19 protein-coding genes are annotated in these 21,172 nt (G+C 69.1%); 5 read left to right on the top strand and 14 right to left on the bottom strand.

Annotated elements, in window-relative coordinates:
- Positions 1 to 7 precede the first annotated feature (7 nt).
- From ACZ6SF_RS23975 to ACZ6SF_RS23930, 10 genes are all read right to left on the bottom strand, one after another.
- Positions 8 to 622 (bottom strand): TetR/AcrR family transcriptional regulator, encoded by a 615-nt coding sequence (locus ACZ6SF_RS23975; protein WP_466064651.1) that lies wholly within the window; start codon positions 620 to 622, stop codon positions 8 to 10.
- Complete coding sequence (locus ACZ6SF_RS23970) at positions 619 to 1,110, bottom strand: DUF3237 domain-containing protein (RefSeq protein ID WP_466064650.1); 492 nt, start codon at positions 1,108 to 1,110, stop codon at positions 619 to 621. Before ACZ6SF_RS23970 ends, ACZ6SF_RS23975 begins: the two co-directional genes overlap by 4 nt.
- 106 nt (positions 1,111 to 1,216) lie before the next feature.
- Positions 1,217 to 1,741, bottom strand: coding sequence for an AAA family ATPase (locus ACZ6SF_RS23965; RefSeq protein WP_466064648.1), 525 nt, complete (start codon positions 1,739 to 1,741; stop codon positions 1,217 to 1,219).
- Between the two features lie 76 nt (positions 1,742 to 1,817).
- Positions 1,818 to 2,183 (bottom strand): hypothetical protein, encoded by a 366-nt coding sequence (locus tag ACZ6SF_RS23960; RefSeq protein ID WP_466064646.1) that lies wholly within the window; start codon positions 2,181 to 2,183, stop codon positions 1,818 to 1,820.
- A complete protein-coding gene (locus tag ACZ6SF_RS23955) occupies positions 2,176 to 6,042 on the bottom strand; it encodes an RHS repeat-associated core domain-containing protein (protein ID WP_466064645.1) in 3,867 nt (1,288 codons plus the stop codon). Before ACZ6SF_RS23955 ends, ACZ6SF_RS23960 begins: the two co-directional genes overlap by 8 nt.
- Before the next feature lie 119 nt (positions 6,043 to 6,161).
- Positions 6,162 to 7,862, bottom strand: a complete 1,701-nt coding sequence (locus tag ACZ6SF_RS23950) for a class I adenylate-forming enzyme family protein (RefSeq protein WP_466064643.1) — start codon at positions 7,860 to 7,862, stop codon at positions 6,162 to 6,164.
- Between the two features lie 52 nt (positions 7,863 to 7,914).
- Positions 7,915 to 9,108, bottom strand: a complete 1,194-nt coding sequence (locus ACZ6SF_RS23945; protein ID WP_466064641.1) for a MaoC family dehydratase — start codon at positions 9,106 to 9,108, stop codon at positions 7,915 to 7,917.
- Positions 9,109 to 9,120: 12 nt separating this feature from the next.
- Positions 9,121 to 10,104 carry an acrylyl-CoA reductase (NADPH) gene (gene acuI, locus ACZ6SF_RS23940; RefSeq protein WP_466064640.1) on the bottom strand — a complete coding sequence of 328 codons (984 nt, stop codon included), beginning with the start codon at positions 10,102 to 10,104 and terminating at the stop codon, positions 9,121 to 9,123.
- A 170-nt stretch (positions 10,105 to 10,274) separates the two neighbouring features.
- Positions 10,275 to 11,051 (bottom strand): SDR family NAD(P)-dependent oxidoreductase, encoded by a 777-nt coding sequence (locus ACZ6SF_RS23935; protein WP_466064638.1) that lies wholly within the window; start codon positions 11,049 to 11,051, stop codon positions 10,275 to 10,277.
- The gene (locus tag ACZ6SF_RS23930; protein ID WP_466064637.1) at positions 11,048 to 12,601 is read right to left on the bottom strand and encodes a class I adenylate-forming enzyme family protein; all 1,554 of its coding nucleotides are present in this window, start codon (positions 12,599 to 12,601) and stop codon (positions 11,048 to 11,050) included. The genes ACZ6SF_RS23935 and ACZ6SF_RS23930 overlap by 4 nt, the downstream gene beginning before the upstream one ends.
- An 81-nt stretch (positions 12,602 to 12,682) precedes the next feature.
- Between ACZ6SF_RS23930 and ACZ6SF_RS23925 the strand changes: the two genes are divergently transcribed.
- The 3 genes from ACZ6SF_RS23925 to ACZ6SF_RS23915 are packed head-to-tail and all read left to right on the top strand — an operon-like array spanning position 12,683 to position 15,885.
- The gene (locus ACZ6SF_RS23925) at positions 12,683 to 13,846 is read left to right on the top strand and encodes a CaiB/BaiF CoA transferase family protein (RefSeq protein ID WP_466064635.1); all 1,164 of its coding nucleotides are present in this window, start codon (positions 12,683 to 12,685) and stop codon (positions 13,844 to 13,846) included.
- The gene (locus ACZ6SF_RS23920; RefSeq protein WP_466064633.1) at positions 13,843 to 15,114 is read left to right on the top strand and encodes an acetyl-CoA hydrolase/transferase family protein; all 1,272 of its coding nucleotides are present in this window, start codon (positions 13,843 to 13,845) and stop codon (positions 15,112 to 15,114) included. Before ACZ6SF_RS23925 ends, ACZ6SF_RS23920 begins: the two co-directional genes overlap by 4 nt.
- Entirely contained in the window at positions 15,115 to 15,885 is a 771-nt protein-coding gene (locus ACZ6SF_RS23915) for an enoyl-CoA hydratase/isomerase family protein (RefSeq protein ID WP_466064631.1), read from the top strand.
- A 4-nt stretch (positions 15,886 to 15,889) separates the two neighbouring features.
- Here ACZ6SF_RS23915 and ACZ6SF_RS23910 read toward each other — a convergent pair whose 3' ends face one another.
- From ACZ6SF_RS23910 to ACZ6SF_RS23895, 4 genes are all read right to left on the bottom strand, one after another.
- Positions 15,890 to 16,303: a TY-Chap domain-containing protein gene (locus ACZ6SF_RS23910; protein WP_466064629.1), complete on the bottom strand. Its 414-nt coding sequence runs from the start codon at positions 16,301 to 16,303 to the stop codon at positions 15,890 to 15,892.
- Between the two features lie 75 nt (positions 16,304 to 16,378).
- Positions 16,379 to 16,975 carry a sugar O-acetyltransferase gene (locus tag ACZ6SF_RS23905; RefSeq protein WP_466064628.1) on the bottom strand — a complete coding sequence of 199 codons (597 nt, stop codon included), beginning with the start codon at positions 16,973 to 16,975 and terminating at the stop codon, positions 16,379 to 16,381.
- Between the two features lie 140 nt (positions 16,976 to 17,115).
- On the bottom strand, positions 17,116 to 17,319 hold the full coding sequence (locus tag ACZ6SF_RS23900) for a ferredoxin (RefSeq protein ID WP_450003663.1): 204 nt from the start codon (positions 17,317 to 17,319) through the stop codon (positions 17,116 to 17,118).
- A gap of 5 nt (positions 17,320 to 17,324) precedes the next feature.
- On the bottom strand, positions 17,325 to 18,614 hold the full coding sequence (locus ACZ6SF_RS23895; RefSeq protein WP_466064626.1) for a cytochrome P450: 1,290 nt from the start codon (positions 18,612 to 18,614) through the stop codon (positions 17,325 to 17,327).
- A gap of 142 nt (positions 18,615 to 18,756) precedes the next feature.
- Here ACZ6SF_RS23895 and ACZ6SF_RS23890 point away from each other — a divergent pair, with 142 nt between their 5' ends.
- Positions 18,757 to 19,908 (top strand): acyl-CoA dehydrogenase family protein, encoded by a 1,152-nt coding sequence (locus ACZ6SF_RS23890; protein WP_466064624.1) that lies wholly within the window; start codon positions 18,757 to 18,759, stop codon positions 19,906 to 19,908.
- A 34-nt stretch (positions 19,909 to 19,942) separates the two neighbouring features.
- A complete protein-coding gene (locus ACZ6SF_RS23885) occupies positions 19,943 to 21,172 on the top strand; it encodes an acyl-CoA dehydrogenase family protein (protein WP_466064623.1) in 1,230 nt (409 codons plus the stop codon).

Here is a 21,172-nt window from a genome sequence, read left to right as displayed (position 1 = left end):
GTAGCGCTCACGATCCCGTGCGCACGAGTTCGCCGACCATCCGGCGCACCTTGTCCACACTTCCGGAATCGCCCAGCCGCAGGGCGATATTGGCCGCGTTGAGGGCGGCATCGATCTGGAAGGCCGCCAATTCGGCGTCGCCGCACCGTAGCCGCCCCGCGGCCGCGATTTGTTCGAGCCGACCGGTCAGCGTGTCCAGCCATCCGCGGTGCTGCCGTTCCAGCAGATCGCGTATCGGTCCCGGGTGGCTGTCGAACTCGGGCCGGTTGGCGCCCCAGAAGCAGCCGCCGGGGAAGAGCGGCCGGGCGGCGTAGTCGATCCAGCGATCGATCAGCGCGTACAACCGCGGGGCGCCCTCCGGCGCCGGCAGTGCCGGAGCCACGACCGTCTCGGCGAACACCTCGCCCGCGGTCTCGGCCGTGGCCAGTTGCAGTGACTCCTTCGTGCGGAACAGGGTCTGGATACCCGCCTTGCTGATATCGAGTTCCTCGGCGAGGCGGCCGAAACTGATCCCGGCCAGACCGTCGAGTGAGGCGATATCGACCGCGTGGCGGGTGACCATATGCCGGGACCGGGCGCCGCGTTCGCGCCGCCGGTCCCGCGGGTGTTCCGTCGCCGTCACAACACCCGTTCCACGTGATAGGCGACGCCACCGTCGACCGGGCGCCCCGACGCCACGGCGACGATATCGTTGAGCCAGGAGTGTTGTGCGGAACCGGTTTCGAACAGGATGGCGGTGCGGAAGTAATACCGCGCCGGATCCACGGCGTAGAGGTCCGCGAGACCGGTGATCGTGCGCTGCACCTCCGGCGGGATCACCCACCGGCCCTGGTAGGTCATGTACACCAGGTCGCCGTCCGCGCGCAGGGTCAGCCGGACATCGAGCAGCATCGTCCCGTCGGGACGATAGAGCGCCCAGTCCCCGCCGCCGGGCACCACCTCCCCGCGAAGGCCGGGCCCGTCGAACGAACCGCCCGCGGCGCGGTGGAGAACCCGGCGGCCGATGGGCCCGTCTTCGAAGTTCAGGGGTTTCTCCAGGTCGACCGTGATATCGAACAGGGGTTCGGTCCGGATCGACTCGGCGGGTCTGCTTCGGGTGTCCGTGGCCATCGCCGTTCTCCTCTGTCCCGTGGGGGTGCGAGCCTCGATCAAAGAATACATACGACCGTATGTATTCACAAGGGTCGGGGAGAGGCCCGGGCGTGAGGACGAGTCGTCAGGGGAGGGGCTGCGACCGATCGAGGATGGCGTCCACGGTCTCCTCGACCGTAAGGTCGGAGGTATCGAGCCACAATCCGATCCGCGGTGTGGTGCCACGCAGGCCGGAATCCAGATCCGCGACGGTGAACACGCCGTAGGCCTTCTTGGCGCGGCCCGCCTCGCGGGCGGCGACCACCTCGGGTCGCGGTACGAGAACGATCACATGGCACGGCCGGGTCCGGATCCGTTCGGCGAACCACGGCAGATGCTCGCCCAGGACCACGTCCTGCACCACCGCCGAAAAACCGGCCTCGGCATACGCGTCGGCGCTCGCGGCCGCGAGCCGGTAGCGCAATCGCAACTGTTCGACGGCCGCCGCCGACGGTTCGGGGCCCATCTCGGCCCGGCCGTTGACCACGAACGTGCGGAAGGTATCGCCGCGGATATGCGCCGACCGCGGCAGCCGCTGCGCGAGCGCCTGCGCGACGGTAGATTTACCGGCGGCCTGGATTCCGGTGATGAGGTAGACGGTCCCTGTCATGCCCGCCAGGCTGGCCGATCCGGCGGCCGCCCGCAATCGAATTCGGCCGCGACCGGCCGCCGCGCGTGCACTCGCCCTAGTCGCCGGCCCGATCGCGAAAAGGCGCGTACCAATCCCGGGGGCGTTCCTGGATCTCCCGGAGCTCGCCGATCGAATCGTCGACCTTCGCGAAGCTGGTGAAAGTCAGCGGATAATAGGCCGCCGACATGGCGTCGTCCCGGGTCAGCACCCGCAGCTCGGCATGGGTTCCGCCGGTCGTCTCCAGTGTCGCCCGGAACCCGGCCGCCACGTCCGTGTGGATCTCCAGTGACCCGGGTGGCCGTGGCGCCGCGAAGGTCAGACGCCAGACCGTCTCCCACTGCCCGTCGTCGCGTCGCGCACGGCTTCCCCACACCGTCGGGCGCAGGTTCGCGGCGGAGTACTCGGAGGGGTCGTCAGTCAACGTTGGGAGTCACTTTCCACTTCCAATCCATTTTGTCGTTCAAGGTGGCGAACGAACCCGGAGCGAAGATGGTTTCGTCCGGCACCCCGTCGCCGACCTGCCGCACCGTCACCAACCCCTTCTCGACCAGCTCCTGATAGGTCGATTCCGGCAGCCGTCCCACGAGCACTGTGGACGGAGAGTACTGGCTGTGCCGCAGACCCCATTCGTATGCGGCCTGGAAGCCCGGCGATGCGCCGCTGTCCACCTCGTGGGTGAAGAACGATCCGCGCCGGCTCATCGACCCGCCACGCGAGGCCGTCGAGGCCACCTGCTGGTTGAGACCGTAGGTCATGATGTAGTCGGCGTGATCTGCCGAGGTACCGTGCGCGAAGTCCCGGTGGGTGCGGCCCGTCGCACATTCTCTGGGTACCAGCCCCAATGGATCGCACCAGGTGAGGGGATTGTGCGGATAGGCGACGGGGTTCGTGGCCGGACCCGGTCCCAGCGGATCCCGGGTGAGGTACCGCCCGGTGGCGGGATCGTAGACGCGGTGCAGGTTGTAATGCAGACCGCTCTCCGGATCGTACTGCTGGCCGGGATAACGCAACAGCGTCCGGCTCGTCCCCGACCAGGTGGTCTCCCCCCACAGTGTGCTGGTGGCGGTCGCGGCCACCTGCCCGGATTCGGTGAGAAGCCGGATCGGCGCCCCGACGAGATCGGAGACGATGGCGACGAATTCGCGGTCGACGCTGTCCTGCTCGACGGTCTGGGTGAGCGGGACGTGGGTGCCGGGGTGATACGACCACTGAGTCGTCGCGCCCCGGACCGTCTGTTCCGTCAGCCGGGTGCCGTCCCAGGTGTAGTCCGTTCGGTCGATCGCCTCTCCACCGGCCGAGAGGCGATATTTCGATGTACGCCTTCCGAGCGCGTCGTAGGTGTAGCGCCAGCGCTCGCCGCTCGCGGTCCGTAATTCGACGAGCTGGTCGAAGGCGTTGTACCGGTAGTGCCGGACCTCCGGCCGGCGGGAGGGGCGACCGGTGACGCTGCGGGCCAGCCGGCCGCTCTCGTCGTAGTGGAATCGCGTGCGGCCGCGCCGGACGAGCGCGGCGTTCCGGTAGTTCCGCACGGATACCGCATCCGGCCCGCTCGGCGAATCCGCTGTCGCCCCCGAGGCCGCCGGAACCGCCCCGCCGGACAGGATATTTCCGAGCCGGTCGTAGCTGTATCGCTCGGCGACCTGTCCGCCGACGGTGATTCCGGTGATCCGCCCGACCTCGTCGAGATCGTATTCGCGGCGGGTCGCCGGACCGGTACCTTCCGTGGTCACCTGCGCGGTGGGGTACCCGTCCGCCCGCCAGACGTAGTCGTCGCGGACGATGGGGAGGCCGGTACCCGGTCCGGAGGGAACGGTGCCGGCGGTCCGGGCAACGGTCCGCCCGGCAGGCGAGTAGACGTGGTCGACCGTGAGAGCGCCCACTCGCCAGCCGGTGGCACGCCCGAGCCGGTCGTGGACGAAGTTCAGACGGCGACCGCCGGTCTGCAGCGCCGTGATCCGATGGGCCGGGTCGTACTGCCAGGTGGTGACCGTCCCGCCGGGTGCGGTGCGCGAGATGCGGCGGCCGTGCCGGTCGTATTCGAAGAGGCTCGGAGGGCGGTCGTCCAGCTGCTCGCCGGCCGGTCGGCCGTCCGCGGTGTGCGTGAACCGGAGTGTGTGTGTCACGAGCTCGGCGATACCGGAAGTCGCGGTCGTCATCCGGCCCGCGGTGTCGTAGTCGTACCGCAGCCATTCGCCCGTCGTGGCGGTCACCGCGGTCGGCCGCCCGAGGATGTCGTAGGTGTGGGTCCGGGTGACACCCGTCGCGGGTGTCACGGTCGCGATCCGGCCACACGAATCGTGGCTGTAGCGGGTGAGCGCACCGGAATAGTCGGTTTCGGAAGTGCGCCGGCCGGCCCCGTCATAGGTGTAATGCCAGGTGTCACCGACCGGGTTGGTGATTCCGACGAGCCGGCGCTGGGTGTCCCAGGTGTAGCGGGTGGTGGCGCCGTCCGGATCGGTCCGGCTGTTCACCAGGTCGAACGCGCCGTAGGTGTACTGGGTCCGGCCGCCGGCGCGGCCGATATGGGTGAGTAGATTGCCTTCCCCGTCGTATTCCCAGCTTTCGCCGTGGCCGTCCGGGTCGGCGCGCCGTACGAGCCGGTCGTCGCCGGACCAGCTGTAGGTCGTGACACCGCCGAGGCCGTCGGTGACGACTGCCGGGCGGCCGAAATGATCGCGTGCGATGGTGGTGACCGCGCCGTGGGCATCGGTGACCCGGACGGGTAGCCCCGCCGGGTCGACCTCGATATCTGTGCGCGCCCCGGTGGATTCGGTGACGGTCGCGACTGCACCGCAGCGGTGATGGCCGAACTCGGTTCGTGCGCCACCGGCGCCGACCACCGCCGAGACCGTGCCCGCGTCGTCCCACTCCTGGTAGTGCGGCTCCTGTCCGGCGGCGGTGACAGCGGCGGGTCGCCGCCGGGTCGTATAGGAGATCCGGATATGTCTGCCATCGGGGCGGGCGACCTCGACCGTATCGCCGTCCGCGTTGTACCGGTAGGCGGTCACGGCGTCGTCGGCGGCGACGACCCGAACCGGGCGGCGGTCGTTCGCGTATTCGGTCCGGGTCCGTCCGCCGAGCGGATCGATGTGCTCGCACAGCCGGAATTCGCGATCGAGGACGTATTCCGTGGCCGCGCCTGTGGAGTCGATGTGGACGGTACGGCGAAGTCCGGTCTCCGGGTCCGCCGTGTATTCGAAGCGGGCGTCGAGAATGCCGGCGGTGCCGTGCTGCGCCACCACCCGGCCGGCCGCGTCATAGGTGTTACGCATGCGGTTACCGTTGGAATCGGTCCACGATGTCATCCGGTGCTCGGTGTCGTAGGTGTAGCGCGTGGTCGCGCCGACCCCGTTGCCCACGGTCTCCAGTTCTCCGGAGTCGTATCCGAATTCCCGCACGGTAGTGCTGTCCGCGTCCTCGGACCCCGGCACCCGCAGGGCCGTGACACGGTCGTTCTCGCATTCGATGAGAACCCGGTAACCGCCGCAGTGTTCGACCTCGACCGGAACGCCGTCGGCGTCGTAGTGGAAGGTGATCCGGTTTCCGTGCCGGTCGGTGAGGGCGGACAGCGCGTAGCCGCCGCCGCGGTGATCGACGGTTCCCGGTTCACGAGCGGTGAGAAGCCAGACGAATTCGCGATCCGGATCGGTCACGGAGTAGCCCCCGCCCTCGACGGCCCGCAGCGACCACCGCGGTCCGCCGTTGACCGGCAGCACCGGTCGCTCCTGCTCCGGGTGTGGATACACCAGCAGGAGGCCGTCCTCGCCGACGAACGTGACGGTGGCGATGTCCACGACGACGCGCATATCGAGGGTCGCCGACCAGGAGGGCCCGAACCAGCGCCCGAACCGGAAACCGGAGCGGTGCCGCCGTCGCAACACCAGCGGCAGCACCCCCGGCAACCGCAGATCGGTGTCCGGGAGTACGAATTCGCCGGTGGCCACGTCGACCGGGTCGTTGCAGACGGTCACCTGGTCCGCGGTCCGGTTCGTCTCGGCGCGATTCGCCAGTGCTGTATGAGCGAGCCGGCGGTCGGCATCGGTGCGGTCCCGCTGCCCGGTCCGCACCGCCGGCCGGGGTCGGCCCGGCGTATCGCTCGGGGTGTGGGGCGCGCTGCGGATCCGCGCGTCGCCGCGGTCCTGGGCGTCGAGATGGGTCTTCGCCGCGCCCGAGAGTGCACCCTCGTGGTTGGGTGATCTCCGGCCCCAGCCGGTCGCGATATCCTTGGCGACGCTCGACAGCCGCGATCCCGCCGCGACGAACGCCTTCGATACGAACACGACCTCCTCCTCCCGGCCGCTGGCATCATCGCACGGTGGCCCGGTGCGGCGGTCGATCCGGTGAGAGGGCGTTCCGCGTTCGAGAGGCCGCTGTCACCGGCTATCGCGGACCAGGCCGGTTACGAGGGGGTGAGTCGTGCGGCGGCCAGCGCGCGGAGATCGGCGGATTTGATCTTGGCGCTGCCGGTGAGGGAGAGATCGTCCTCGGTGAAGAACAGGATCTCCCGGGGAACCTTGTAGCTGGCCAGGTGGGCGCGCAGATGTTCGCGGATCTCCCCGGCCACCAGGTCGCGGCCCGTATGCGGAACCACACAGGCGACCACCATCTCCCCGAGGGTTTCGTGCGCCACGCCCACCGTGCGGCCGATCTTGACGCCCGGGTACTGGCCGAGCACATCGTCGACTTCGAGCGGGGAGACGTTCGCGCCGCCGGTCTTGATGATGTCGGTGAGCCTGCCTTCCCAGTAGAGCCGGCCCTGCTCGTCGAGGTAGCCGCCGTCACCGGTGTGGAAGTAGCCGTCGGCGTCGAGGGTTTCGTCCAGCGGGATGCCGAGGTAGCCGAGCATCAGGGTCGGGCCCTTGACGCAGATCTCGCCGTGATCGCCGCGGCCCAGTGCCGCGCCGGTGAGTGGATCGGCGATCTTCACGGTCACCCCGGGCAGCGGGACGCCGCTGCTGCCGGCGATCACCTCTTCCGGCGTACAGGCCGGGAAACAGGTGGTGATGGTGAAGGTTTCGGTATTGCCGTACGCGTGGCCGGGTTCGGTCCAGTCGGTATCGATGGTGGGGTGGGTGGCCAGCGGCAGATCGCGGTCGACGAATCGCAGACTGCTCAGATCGGCGGTGTCCCAGTTCGGCGCGCCCTGCAGCTGGGCGTGCTGGTGCGGCCAGGCCACGGGGAAGGTCACCCGGTGCGACTGCATGAGTGCCAGCGCCGCGGTGGCGTCGAAGAGCGGCTGCAGGATCAGTGTGCCGCCGGCGGCGAGGGTCGCGCCGAGGGCCTGGGCGAAATTGCCCGACCAGAAGAAACCGTTGGCGGTCCAGCAGCGCACCTCGTCGTCCGGGCCGAACCCGAACATCCGGCGGAACCGCCACATCTGGATGGCGACCCCGCGATGCGCGCTGCGGATCCCCTTGGGCTTGCTGGTGGTACCGGAGGAGAAGTACAGCACGGCGGTATCGCTGGGCTGGACGGTCGCGGCCGAGGCATCGATCAGCGCGGGGTCGATATCGGCGCCGCGTCCGAGGAAGGCGTCCCAGGATTCCACCGCCGTGCCCGGTACCGGATCGCCGACCGAGGCCAGATGCCGCAGGAAGGGGTACGCGGTCGAATCGACCCGGCCCGGTTCGGCGCCGGACAGTCCGGGCTCCAGGCCGGTGAGCACCGCGCCGAAATCCGTTTTCGCCACCTGCCGTTCGAACAGCAGCACCGAGACGCCCGAGATACGGAGCAGATGGTCGAGTTCCGGCGGGGTGGAGAAGGTGCTCAGCGCCACCGCCACCCCACCGGCCAGCGAGGTGCCGAAAACCGCCGCGAGCCATTCGGCGCGGTTGGTCATCAGCACCCCGACCCGGCTGTCCTTGCCGACCCCGCAGGCCCGCAGCGACCGCGCCACCGCGTGCGCCCGGTCCCACAGTTCGGCGTAGGTCCATTCGGTGCCGTCGTCGGGTGCGACGAGCGCCGTGCGGTCGCCGTAGCTCTCGGTCACCTCGCGGAGGAAGCCCGGGAGGGTGAGCGTCCCGAGCCCGGGTTCCTCACTCAGCGGCGGTCCCGCGACGATCGCGGCCCGGTCGGGGGTGTACTGGGTCCCGGTGCTCATCGCCGGTTGTCCTCTCTGACAGTGCTGCCGCGACGGTCCGCGGAATCCGCCGCTACAGCGGGAGTTCGACCTCGGCGGTGCAGGAGACCAGCTTGCCGCCGTCTTGATTGGTGAGCGTGAGCTTCACCTGCACCAGGGGCACGCCCCAGGTGGATTCCGGGTTCTTGTCCACGATCTCGGCATCGAAGTAGGTGACATCGCCCTCGAACGCCGGCAGCCGGAAATCGGCCTTGGTGTGCCGCACCAGTCCGTCGTTCCCGGCCCAGTAGGCCAGGTAGTCGGTGCACCAGCCGCCCATCGTCGCCCCGTAGCCGTAGGCGCGGGCCATACCCACGTCACCGGCCTTCTCGGCGTCGATATGACCGCGCGAGGGCCCGACATAGAGACCGTCACGCAACCGCGGATCGATCTTCGCGCCTTCCTCGTCGAAGCCGAATCCCTCGGTCCAGCCCGGATCCTGGTAGACCCACGGATCCTCGACGCCTTCGGGGGCGGTCCAGCGGAAGGTGCCCCAGATATTGAAGAGGAAGGCCCGGTACTCGGTGGTGAAACTGGCGATACTGTGCGGGCCGATCACCCGGCGCGGCAGTTTGTCGCCGACCTTCACCTCGTCGAAATGCGGGGACACCCCGAGCCGGTTGGACATCAGCCATTCGGTGCGCAGCGCGTCCACTTCGGCGAGTTCGGCGGCCGTCCACTTCTTGATCTCACCGAGCTGGCTCTCGTACATACCCCGCTTGTTCGCCTCCTCGGCGAGATAGCGGATGGCGGTCGAGCGCTCCTTGGCGACGAGCGCGCCGTGCTGGTTGCGGTGGATCGTGTCGCCACGGGAGAACATGGTGGGCCCGGCGAAATTCGTCTGGGCCACCTTGTAGTCGTGGAAGCGCCGTTCCTGGAACAGCTGGTCGCCGGGGCGGACCGGGCAGCCGTAGAACCACCACTCCTCGCCGCCGAAGATCAGGTGGCTGTTCGGGATATGACCCACACAGGCCGGGGCCGCGCCGTGTCCGTAGTCCAGGGCGACGGCGATCGACTGCGGCGCGACGAGTCCGCCGTAGCGCGATTCCCGCGCGAACTCCTGATCCCAGTGCAGCGGGTTGGGATAGTCCATCGCCATCACCCAGCGGCGGATATCGGAGGTGCTGCACGGATCCCACAGCTGGCCGCCGCCGATCGGTTTGCCCACGCGATGGTCGACATCGCTGAGATCCAGCTCGACGGTGCCTTCGTCCGGTTTCTTGCTCACGAGAACTCCTGCTCAGCGATTCACGTCGACGACGATGCGGCCGCGAACGGTGCCGTCGATGAACCCGCTCGCCGCCCCGACGGCTTCGCCGAGCGTGATCTCGGCGGCGATCGAATCGAGAACGGCCGGGTCCAGATCGCGGGCGAGCCGGTTCCAGGCGTCGAGACGTTTCTGTTTGGGCGCCATCACACTGTCCACGCCCAGCAGCGAGACGCCGCGGAGGATGAACGGGGCGACGGTCGCGGGGAAATCCATGCCCTGCGCCAGACCGCAGGCGGCGACGGCGCCGCCGTAGCGGGTCTGCGCGGCCGCGTTGGCCAGGGTGTGACTGCCGGCGGTGTCGACCACCCCGGCCCACCGCTCCTTCTGCAGCGGTTTGCCCTTCTCGGTGAGTTCGGCCCGGTCGATGACGGTGGTGGCGCCGAGCTGCTTCAGGTAGGCGTGTTCGTCGGCCTTCCCGGTCGCGGCGGCCACGGTGAAACCGGCCTTGGTGAGCAGGGCGATGGCCACACTGCCGACACCGCCGGTCGCGCCCGTCACCAGGATCTCCCCGGAGCCGGGGGTGAGGCCGAACTTCTCCAGCGCGTCCACGCAGAGCGCGGCGGTATAGCCGGCGGTGCCGATGGACATGGCCTGGCGTTCGGTGAACGCGGCGGGCAGCGGGATCAGCCAGTCGCCGTTGAGCCGGGCGCGCTGCGCGAGCCCGCCCCAGTGGGTTTCGCCCACGCCCCAGCCGTTGAGGACCACCTTGTCGCCGGTCTTCCAGTCGGCGTGGCCGCTGGTGCGAACGGTGCCGGCGAGGTCGATACCGGGGACCATCGGGAACTTGCGGACCACCGGCGAGGCGCCGGTGATCGCGAGCGCGTCCTTGTAGTTGAGCGTGGAGTAGGCCACCTCGATCTCGACATCGCCCTCGGGCAGCTGCGCTTCGTCGATCTCGGACAGTGCGACCTGCGGTCCGGTCTCACCTTTGTCGATGAGAATTGCGGAGAACATCGGTGATGTGGTCCTTCCTCGATCCATTCGGATATGTGCCGTTCCAGCATCTCGAACGGTGATGTGCCGGTGGACGGTCGCCGGTTCCGCGATAACGGGTGAGAATTTGATTCTCTGAAACAAGAATCATATTTCCACCCGGGTTATGCGCTGTCAACACCCTCGGGCGATCAGCGCGCGGTCCAGCCGCCGTCCACCACGATGGTCTGGCCGGTGACGTACCGGCCCGCGTCGCCGGCCAGCCATACGATGGCCCCGACGATGTCCTCGGCCGTCCCCTCGGTGGGTAACGGGGTATTGCGGCGCAGATACTGCCCGCCCTTATCGCTGTCGTAGAGACTGTCGGTGATCTCGCTGCGGAAGAAACCCGGCGCCACCGTGTTCACGCGGATGCTATGGCGCGCCCACTGCACCGCGAGTTCGGCGGTGAGACCGGAGAGCCCGGCCTTGCTCGCCGCATAGGAGGCCTGCGGTATTCCGGGGACCCCCACCAGTCCGCTGATCGAGGACACGTTCACGATCGACCCGCGACCCAGCTCGCGCATATGCGGGAACACCTGCTGGGCCAGCAGCAGCGGCGCCACCAGATTCAGGTCCAGGGTGCTGCGGATATCGTCGAGCGGTTCGGATTCGGCACGTTCGGTGCCGAACCGGTTGCCCGCGGCGTTGATCAGGATCTCCGGCGGGCCGAGCCCGTCGGCGACGGCGGGCACCAGCTCGGCGATCCCGGCCGGGTCGGACAGATCGCAGCCCAGTGCCAGCCCGTCGATCTCGGCGGCCAGCGCTTCCAGCCGGTCCCGGCGCCGGGCCACCACGGCCACCCGGGCGCCGAGCCCGGCGAGCGCACGGCTCACCGCGGCGCCGAGCCCGGACGACCCGCCCGTCACCACCGCGACCCGGCCGTCGAGTTCGAACGGGCGTACGGCCGCCGCGCGATCGGCGCTCATACCGCACCGCCCCGGCGGGCGAGGGCGGGCAGTTCGGTGCGCACCACTTTGCCCATCGCGTTGATCGGCAGACTGTCCACCACGGCCCAGACCTCGGGCACCTTGTATCCGGCCAGTTCGGCGCGGCAGAACTCGGCGAGCGCTGCGAAATCGATCTCCGCGCCCCCGGTTTCGATCACCGCCGCGACCTGCTGGCCCAGCCGCTCGTGCGGGACCCCGCAGACCGCCGCCTTCACCACGGCCGGATATCCGGCCAGTACCCGTTCGACCTCGAGCGGGTAGATATTGGCGCTGCCCCGGATGATCACCATCTTCTTGCGGTCCAGCACGGTGAGCCAGCCTTCGGCATCCACCGTGCCGATATCCCCGGTGGCCACGGGTCCCTCGGGCGGGGGTGTGATCCCGCCGTCGGACCAATGCCCGAGCAGGGGTCGCCACAGCCCGGCCCACGGGCCTTCCGTGCGCGGGGCCAGGGACAATTCGCCGAGTTCGCCCGGGGCGAGCCGGTTCCCGTCGTCGTCGTAGGCGGCCACATCGAATTGTGGCAGCACCCGGCCGCTGGACCGGGGACGCCACTGTGCATCCGGCGGGTCGATGGCGACCACCGTGGGCGCCTCGGTGAGCCCGTAGGTCACCCGGGGCACGATGCCGTGCGCGTCGGCGAACGCCGTCCGCACGGCATCCGGGGTATCGCTGCCGCCACTCCACACCTCGCGCAGGGAACTCAGATCGAGATCGGGCCGGGCGGCCAGATCGTAGAGCTGGGCCGGGGCGCCGTTCCAGACCGTGACCCCGCGGGTGGCGATCCATTCCGCCACGCCGGTGAGGTCGCGCCGGTTCATGATCACCGCGCGGCCGCCCGCCTGGGCGGTGAGCAGGGTGGACAGCACCATCAAGTTGAGGATGGTGAACGGGAAGCTGTCGCCCTTGCGCAGATCCGGTCCGTAGCCGCGGGTGGCCACCAGTGCGGCGCCGGGCAGGAGCAGGTTGCGCTGGCTGTGCACCACGGCTTTCGGGCGGCCGGATGTGCCGCTGGTGAACGCGATCGCCGCGGGTGCGTCGAGATCGGCGGCGACCGCCGGGACCGCGGGCGCGGAAAGCGCCGCGGCCCATCGGCCGGGATCCACGCGAGCCGGTGAGTCGACCTGATAGCGGTCGCCGGCCAAGACCACCGCGGGTTCGATCAGATCGTGCAGGTACTGCTGTTCGCCGGCGGCCAGGGCCTCTCCGATGCCGGCCCAGATCGCGCCGATACGCTGCGCGCCGTGGAAGGCGGCGACGATATCGAGGTCGTTGGGTAGGCAGGCCCCGACCCGGTCGCCGGGCCGGACGCCGAGAGACCACAGCGCGGCGGCCGCGGCATCGGCGCGGGCGTCGAGTTCACGGTAGGTCCAGGTACCCGAGACCGCTTCGAGGGCGATGGACTCGGGGTCCCGGGCGAGTGCGGGATCCAGGACCTCGGCGATGGACGCCGGGAGCCGGGGCGCGGCGGTGTCGTCGCGGGGCCCGGTGCTGAGGTGGCCGCCGCTGTCGCCATTGAAACTGGGCACCTCTCCTTGATATCACTATCCTTACAAAGATTCATCAGATAGCCGCTGATTTGTTCCGGTGGCCCGGTGAAGGTAGGGCGTATGCAGCACACAGGGCCGTTGGCCGGAGTGCGGGTGATCGATCTGACGTCCATGGTGATGGGCCCGTACTGCACCCAGATCATGGCCGATATGGGTGCCGAGGTCATCAAGATCGAACCCCCGGCGGGTGACAACACCCGCTACATATCGGTGGGCCCCGGCGAGGGGATGGCCGGGGTCTTCGTCAATGTCAACCGCGGGAAACGCAGTGTCGTACTGGATCTGCGCCGCGAGGAGAGCAAGGCGGCGCTGCGGGAGCTGATCGCGGGCGCGGATGTGTTCATCCATTCGATGCGGGGGCGCGCGGTCACCGCCCTGGGATTCGGCTACGAGCAGGTGGCCGCCGTGAATCCGGGGATCGTCTACACCAACTGCTACGGCTACGGCCGGCGCGGCCCGGAGGCCGACCGCACCGCCTACGACGACACCATCCAGGCCGAATGCGGTCTGCCGCATGTCCAGCGGTTGCTCACCGGCGAACCCGGTTACGTCGGCACCATCATGGCCGACAAGGTGGCCGGGATGACCGCGCTCTACGCCACCATGATGGCGCTGTTCCATCGGGAGCGCACCGGCGAGGGGCAGGAGGTCGAGGTCGCGATGTTCGAGACCATGGCCTCGTTCATGCTCGTCGAACACGCCAACGGCGCGATGTTCGATCCGCCGCTGGGTACCGCCGCCTATCCGCGGGCGGTGACCTCCGAGCGGGCGCCCTACCGCACCGCTGACGGCTATATCTCGGCGCTGGTCTACAACGACAAACAGTGGACCGCGTTCGTGAACGCGGTCCGCCCGGCCTGGGCCGGACCGGAGTTCGCCACCCTGGCCCAGCGTGCGAAACAGATCGGGACCGTCTACGCCCATCTACGCGAAACCTTCGCCACCCGCACGACCGCCGAATGGCTGGAACTGCTGAACTCGCTGGAGATCCCGGCCGCGCCGGTGCGGACCCTCGACGAACTCTTCGACAACGAGCATCTGAACGCGGCGGGGTTCTTCGAAACCGTCGAGACCCCCGACGGCCCGATCCGATTCCCCGGACCACCCACCTGGTTCTCCCGGACCCCGGGCCGGGTGGCGGGTCCGGCGCCGCGCTTGGGCGCGCATACCGAGGAGGTGCTGCGCGGTTCCGGCGCCGCGACGGCGGACGGCGGCCGCGGATGACCGTGTACACCGACGCCGCCGACCTCGACCTGCGGCAGTTCCTGCGGCCGGGGGACCGCATCGTAATCGGGCAGGCGTGCGGTGAGCCCAGCACGCTGATCGAGGCGCTGATCGCCCAGGGCGGGGAGATCGGCGGATTGTCGGCGTTCGTCGCGACCAGCTTCTCCGGCATCTTCACCCCCGGATCCGTGGCCGGCTTCGCCCTGTCGAGCATGGGGGCCATCGGCGCCCTGCGCGCGCTGACCAAGGCGCACGAACTGGGGATCGTGCCGTGCCATGTGAGCCGGGTGGGTCCCATGATCGAGGACGGGACCCTCGGCTGCGATGTGGCCTTCGTCCAGGTGGGTCCCGCCGACGAGAACGGCCGCCACAGCTTCGGGCTGATCGGCGATCACACCCGGGCGGCGGTGGACCGGGCCCGGGTGGTGATCGCCGAGGTGAACGACCGCGTGCCGGATGTCCCCGGAGAGGGCCTGGGCGCCCACGAGATCGACTGCGCGGTCACGGTTTCCAGGCCGCCGGTGCAGGTTTCGCCGGCCGCGATCGGTCCCCTCGACGAGGCCATAGCGAAATACGTCGCCTCCTATATCGAGGACGGATCGGTCCTGCAGACCGGGGTGGGCGCGGTCCCCGACGCCGTACTCCGCCAGCTGGGCGACCGCCGTGACCTCGGCGTGCACTCCGGCATGATCGGGGACGGTCTGGTGGATCTGGTCGAGGCCGGGGTGATCACCAACGCGCGTAAACGAATCGACCCGGGGGTCTCGGTGACCGGCGCGCTCATCGGCACCGACCGTCTGTACCGGTTCGCCCACCGCAATGCCGAGCTACGCCTGTGCGCCACCTCCTACACCCACGACGCGGCGGTGCTGGCGCAGGTGGACGGTCTGGTAACCCTGAACTCCGCGCTCGAGGTCGACCTCACCGGTCAGGTGAACGCCGAACAGAGCGGCGCGGCCTACCTCGGAGGCACCGGGGGACAGGTCGATTTCGTCCGGGCCGGGGTCAGGTCCCGCGGCGGCCGTTCGGTGATCGCGCTGCCCGCCACCGCGCGCGGCGGTACGGTCTCCCGGATCACCGCCCGCCTGTCGGGTCCGGTGACCACCGCTCGCAGCGATGTCGATGTGATCGTCACGGAGTTCGGCGCGGCCGAACTCGCCGGTCGCGATCTGGCCGAACGGACCCGGCGGCTGATCGCGATCGCCCACCCGGACTTCCGGGAGGGCCTGTCCCGGGACGCCCACGAGATCCAGCGAAGAGGATTCTGAATGACCGACGACGCCGTGCTGTTCGACGCCCGCCCCGACGGGATCGCGGTCATCACCCTGAATCGCCCGGAACGCCGCAATTGCCTGGACAAGGAAATACGGCAGGGCCTGTTCGCGGCGTGGGACCGGTTCGAGCACGATCCGGCGCTGCGGATCGCCGTCCTCACCGGCGCCGGGCCCAAGGCGTTCTGCGCGGGTGGCGATCTCGCGGAGATGGTGGAAACCCGGATGGCCGAACCGCCGCGGGAGATGTTCCCGCTGCCCTACGACACCATCGAACTGTCCAAACCCACCATCGCCGCGGTGAACGGCGCCGCTTTCGCCGGCGGCTGGATGATCGCGCAGGCCTGCGATCTCTGCGTGGCCAGCACCACCGCCACCTTCGCGGTCACCGAGGTGAAGGTCGGGCGCAGTTCGCCGTGGGCGGCGCCGCTGATCCATATGATCCCGCAGCGGATCATGATGGAGATCCTGCTCACGGGCGACCCGATCACCGCGCAACGCGCCTATGAGATCGGCCTGGTGAACCGGCTGGCCGAGCCCGGCGAGTTGCTCCCGGCCGCACTGGAACTCGCGCGGAAGGTGCTGGCCGGGGCGCCGCTGTCGGTGCGCGCCGCCCGGGAGACGGTCATGCTCGCCACGGAGATGGGCCGATCGGCGGCACTGCAGGCGGCCCGCCATTCCGCCGCACGCGCCTATCGCAGTGCGGACGCGCAGGAAGGTCCGGCGGCGTTCGCGGAAAAACGGCGGCCGCGCTGGAGCGGCGAATAGCCGGTCAGAAGGATTCGGATGCGAAATCTCCCGGATCCCGGACGCCCAGCACCTCGCGGAGCACAGCGGTCACGATCGAGGCCACCCGCCGGTCGTCGTCCCCGGTTTCGTCCGGGCGCATTTCGTAGTCCGGTTCGCTGGGGCGGAACCCGAGCTGTGCCAGCGTCGCGATCTGCCGCTCGGTGAACCCCGCCGGGGCGGCCGGATCAGGGCGGGTAGCACGTCGCCACCATCCGCGGCGGCGGTGTCGCGCGGGATCCACGACCTCGAGATGGAATACACCTCCCGGTACCGCCAGCCATTGCACGATCCCCCGGTCCGTGGTGAGGACGACGGTCCGGTGTCCGGTGGCCCCGCGATCCCTTTCTCGCGTCGAGTCCGTCACCAATCGGCCGATCTCATCGTCGAGCGCGGACATACACGACTCCCGGGACAGTGGCAGTTCGGTTATCGCCCAGTATCGGTATCGCGGCCGCCGGGCGCATCCGGGAAACTACTCGGCTCCGCGCGGCCCGGCGCTCGGTGTTCGATGCGGGAGGTCGCGGATCTTCCGGCAGGGATTGCCCGCGGCGAAGATCCGCGGCGGTAGATCCTTCGTGACGACACTTCCGGCGCCGACCACCGTGTCCGCGCCGATCGTGACCCCGGGGCAGACGATGACGCCGCCGCCCAGCCAGACATTGTCGCCGATGGTGATCGGCGCCGCGGTCTCCCAGCGTTCCCTGCGCAGTTCGTGGTCGTCCATCGGATGCAGGGCCGTCAGCAACTGGGCGCGGGGGCCGATGGAGACATCGTCTCCGATGACGACCGGGGCGCAATCCATGACGATGGCGTCGTAGTTCAGGAAGCTGTTGCGGCCTATGTCGATCAGCGAGCCGTAGTCGCACTGGAAACGCGGCATGATCCACGATCCGGCGCCGAGGGATCCGAGCAGCGCGCCGAGTATCTCGCGGCGCTCGTGGTCGTCATCGGACAGTGTCGCGTTGAACCGGTCCAGCAGCCGCTGGCAGGCGCGGCGTTCGGCGACCAGTTCGGGGTCGTTGTCCCGGTACGGTTCTCCGCGCAGCATGCGCGCTTTCTGCGTCCCCATGGTGGCAATCCTGCCCGACCCGGCGCGGATCCGATCGGCTCGATCCGGTAGCGCGTGGGGCCGGATCGAGCGCAGGCGATCGTCGCCGACGGACGAACCCGGTGATCGAGTCCGCCGGTCGGCGACGAGGGGTGATCCCGCTACCCGGCGGTTTCGTCGACGATCTTGATCGCCCACTCCGGGCAGGCGTCCTTGGCGGTGGTCACCGCCTCCTCGAGATCCGCGGGGATCTCGGTATCGATGGCCTCGGCATAGCCGTAGTCGTTGAGTGTGAAGACCTCCGAGCACAGCGTGGTGCAGATACCGTGGCCTTTACAGGAGTCCGCGTCGACGATGACCTTCATGGGACCTACCCTTCCGTGCGGTCGAATTCCAGGTGCAGCGACGTGATTCCGCGCAGGATGAACGTCGGCAGATACGTGTAGTCGCGGTTGTCCGCCGGGCCGTGCGCGCTTTCGTCGATCCGGATATCGGTCGTGCGCTCGAGCAGGCGTTTGATCGCGACCTTCGCCTCGGCCCGCGCCAGCGGCGCGCCCGGGCAGGTGTGGATACCGCGGCCGAAGGCGATATGGGAGCGGGCGTTGGACCGCTGGGCGTCGAAGGTGTCCGGATCCTCGAACCGGCGAGGGTCGCGGTTGGCGCCGCCGTTGGCGAGCATCAGGACCGTCCCGGCGGGTACCTCGACCCCGGCGACCGTGGTGGTCTTCTTCGCCATCCGGAAGTCGCCCTTGACCGGGCTCTCCATCCGCAGCATCTCTTCGATGAAGTTGTTGATCCGCTCGTGGTCCTCGCGCAGCCAGCGCTGCAGTTCGGCGTCCTCGGCGATCATCTTCAGCGCCGAGGACAGCAGCCGGACCGTGGTCTCCTGGCCGGCCGAGAACAGGTTGGCCGCCACCCGCACCACATCGAGTACTTCCGGCTGACTGCCGTCGGGGAAGGTGGCCTCGGCGAGGCTGGTCAGCACGTCGGCGCGCGGGTTGGCGCGCCGGTCGTCGATATAGGCGGAGAACTTCGCGTAGAGGAATTCGATGGGGTTGTGCGACATCCCGCCTTCGCCCTCGGTGCTGCCCACGGTTTCGGTGCGATGCGGGTCGCGCTGCAGGGCGTTGAGGAATTCTTCCTGGTCCTCGGTGGGGACGCCGAGGAGATCGGCGATGATGTAGAGAGTGAACGGACCGGCGAAATCGCGGATCAGATCGCCCTTTCCGGGCGCCAGATAGTCGTCGAGGACCTTATCGGCCATATCCCACATCGCCTCTTCGTTCTCCTTGAGGCGTTTGGGGGTGATGAGCCGCATGAGCAGGCCGCGGTGCGCGGTATGGGTGGGCGGATCCAGGGTGGGCAGCTGATCGCTGAGCGGCAGCGTATCGCGGTGCTCGGCGATGAGGGCGTCCACATCGGAGGTTTCGTCGATGGGCACCGGGAAACCGGGGAACGGGCCGGTCACCGAGATGCACGAGGAGTACTGCTCGGCGTCGTTGAGGATCTCGAGCGCTTCGTCGTAACCGGTGACCATCATGACGTTGTGGTGCTGTTCCCGGGTAACCGGACATTTATCGCGAAGCGCCTGGAAGTATGGGTAGGGGTCGGCTACCAGCTCCTGGCCGAGGAAGAAATCGAGATCCTCGAAATTTTTCACGTGACGGGTCCCTTCGCTTCGCCGGCTCCTACCGCCACGAGCAGCTCCGCCGGTTGACTTTCGCATTTGAGAATATAACTCTCATCTGTGAGTATGAGATTTCCACACGGCGTGCCGTGCGTCAACCGGAGGACCGGACATCATGAACCTCGATCTCACCGCTGACCAGCGGCTCTTCCAGCAGACGACCCGGGAATTCCTGGCCGGGACCGTGCCGGTCGCGACCGTGCGCGCGCTCGGCGAGTCCGGGTCCGGATTCGAGGCGGACTGGTGGCGCTCGGCGACCGAACTGGGCTGGACCGCGATGCTGGTCGCCGAAGAATACGGCGGCGGAACCATTTCCGGGCGCCCGCTCACCGAACTGGCCCTGGTGGCCACCGAACTCGGGCGCGCGTGCGCGCCGGGGCCCTTCGTGACCACCAACGCGGTGCTGGCCGGTCTGGCCGGCGCGGGCGAGGGATTCGGCGAGACGGTGGGCGAGATCGCCGCCGGTACCCGGCTCGCGTCGTGGGCGATCTACGAACCCGGACGCGGGCTGGATGTCCTCGCCGCGCTCACCGGGCCGGCGGCGGCCGATACGGTCACGGCGGTCGCCGACGGCACCGGTTACCGCCTGACCGGAGCCAAGGATCGCGTCGAATCCGGCGACCGCGCCGATACCTTCCTGGTGACCGCGCGCGGTCCGGAAGGGCCCGTCCAGGTGCTGGTTCCCGCGGACGCCCCCGGCGTATCGATCACCCCCACCTGGACGCTGGATCTGGTCCGGCGCACCGCCCGCGTCGATTTCGACGCGGTGGCGGTACCCGCCGAGGCGGTCACCCACCGCGGGGCGGACGCGACCGCGGCGGTCCGCGCCCAGTTGCACACCGCGGCCGTGCTCACCGCCGCGGAAACGGTCGGCGCCACCGACAAGGCCCTGGACGCGACCCTGGGCTGGCTGAACGACCGTTTCACCTTCGGCCGGCCACTCGCCTCGTATCAGGCTCTCAAACACCGGATGGCGGACAACAAGACCTGGCTCGAGGCCTGCCGGGCCACCGCGACGGCCGCGGCCACGGCCTGCGACGACGATCCGGCGAGCGCGGACGAGGCGGTCAGCGTCGCGAAATCCTATGTGGGCGCCAAGGCCCCGGTGATCGGCCAGGACTGCGTGCAGTTGCACGGCGGGATCGGGGTCACCTGGGAACACGATCTGCATCTGTACCTGCGGCGGATCGGTCTGGGCCGCGCGCTCTACGGCACCCCGGAGGAGCACCGGCGCCGGATCACCGATCTGCTCGTCGCCGCCGCCTGACGCGGCCGATCACCTCGTGGAAGGCAGTACCGCTATGACCACCGAAGTCGAACCCGTCGCCGAATTCCGGGAACGCGCCCGGGTCTGGTTGCGCGACAATCTTCCGCCCGCGCCGCCGGAGCAGGGCCCGCCCGACAGCAAAGAGGAATGGGACCGGACCCGCGAGTTGCAGCGCATGCTCTACGACGGCGGTTTCGCGGGGATCTGCTTTCCGGAGGAATACGGCGGCCTGGGGCTCACGCCGGCGCATCAGCAGGCCTTCAGCAAGGAGTCCTACGGCTACGAGATGCCGGTCAACCTGAATGTGCCCACGCTGTCGATCTGCGCGGCGACCCTGCTGGATCTCGGCACCGAGGAGCAGAAGCGCGAGCATCTGCCCGCGGTGCTGCGCGGAGACGAACTGCTGGTGCAGTTGCTGTCCGAGCCCAACGGCGGCTCGGACCTGGCCGGGCTGACCACCCGTGCCGAACGGGACGGCGACCGCTGGGTCCTCAACGGCTCCAAGATCTGGAGTTCGGGGGCGTACGCGGCCGACTACGGCCTGTGCCTGGCCCGCACCAACTGGGAGGTGCCCAAACACCGTGGGCTGACCATGTTCCTGGTGCCCCTGGAGGCCCCCGGCGTCACCGTGCAGCGGATCAAGCAGGTCACCGGGTCCACCGAGTTCTGCCAGGAGTTCTTCGACGATGTGAGCCTGGGCGACGACGCGGTGCTCGGTCAGGTGGACAACGGCTGGGAGGCCGCGTCCCGGTTGCTGTATCACGAACGGTCCGCGATCGGTGGTACTTCGCCCTACACCAGCGGGGCCCGGCCGCATATGGGCGGCGAGGATTCACCGATCTTCGACCTGGCCCGCGAGACCGGCCAGCTGGACGATGTGCGCGTCCGCGAGGACGTGGGGGAGGCGCGCGCCATGGCCGTGGTGCGTGATCAGCTCATCACGCATATCACTCGCAGCATCATGGCCGGGGAGCTGCCGCCCGCCGCCGGTTCGATCACCCGGCTGTTCAGTGCCGAGTACTCGTGGTTGCAAACGGATATGGCGGTCAAGATCGCGGGCTCGGCGGCGGCCACGCACGCCCCCGGCGATCCGGCCGATACCGCGAAGATCGGGACCGATTTCCTGTTCCGCGCGGCCTGGAGCCTGGCCGGCGGCAGTACCGAGATGGCCCGCAATGTGATCAGCGAGCGGGTGCTCGGGATGCCGCGCGAATACGCCGCCGATCGCGATGTGCCGTTCAACGAGGTCAAGCGCGGCCGGTAG

It is taken from the genome of Nocardia sp. NPDC049935 (assembly GCF_055586645.1).
The sequence above is the reverse complement of the archived record's forward strand: the minus strand, read 5'-3'. Positions and strand labels throughout refer to the sequence as shown.